This is a genomic window from Chromobacterium sp. Panama (assembly GCF_003052555.1).
GTDB lineage: Bacteria > Pseudomonadota > Gammaproteobacteria > Burkholderiales > Chromobacteriaceae > Chromobacterium.
This window is the reverse complement of the sequence record NZ_QARX01000009.1, coordinates 1-480: the sequence shown is the minus strand read 5'-3', so window position 1 is coordinate 480 and position 480 is coordinate 1. Positions and strand designations below refer to the sequence as shown.

Below are 480 nucleotides of genomic sequence, written 5' to 3'. Positions count from 1 at the left end.
GTAAGTTCCGACCCGCACGAAAGGCGTAACGATTTGGGCACTGTCTCAACAACAGACTCGGTGAAATTGTAATTCCGGTGAAGATGCCGGATACCTGCGACAGGACGGAAAGACCCCATGGAGCTTTACTGTAGCTTGACATTGGGTCTTGGTACTACATGTACAGGATAGGTGGGAGGCTTTGAAACCAGGACGCCAGTTTTGGCGGAGCCATCCTTGGGATACCACCCTTGTAGTACTGGGACTCTAACCATAGGCCATGAATCTGGTCTTGGGACACTGTCAGGTGGGCAGTTTGACTGGGGCGGTCGCCTCCCAAAAGGTAACGGAGGCGCTCAAAGGTTCTCTCAGTACGGTCGGAAATCGTACGTAGAGTGTAAAGGCAAAAGAGAGCTTGATTGCAAGACATACAGGTCGAGCAAGGATGAAAATCGGACTTAGTGATCCGGTGGTTCTGCGTGGAAGGGCCATCGCTCAACG

At 52.1% G+C, this 480-nt stretch carries 1 rRNA gene (only partly in view); it reads left to right on the top strand.

The features are described from left to right. A 23S ribosomal RNA gene (locus tag DB032_RS23440) occupies positions 1-480 on the top strand (its annotated part extends 298 nt beyond the left edge of the window); the annotation flags it as partial.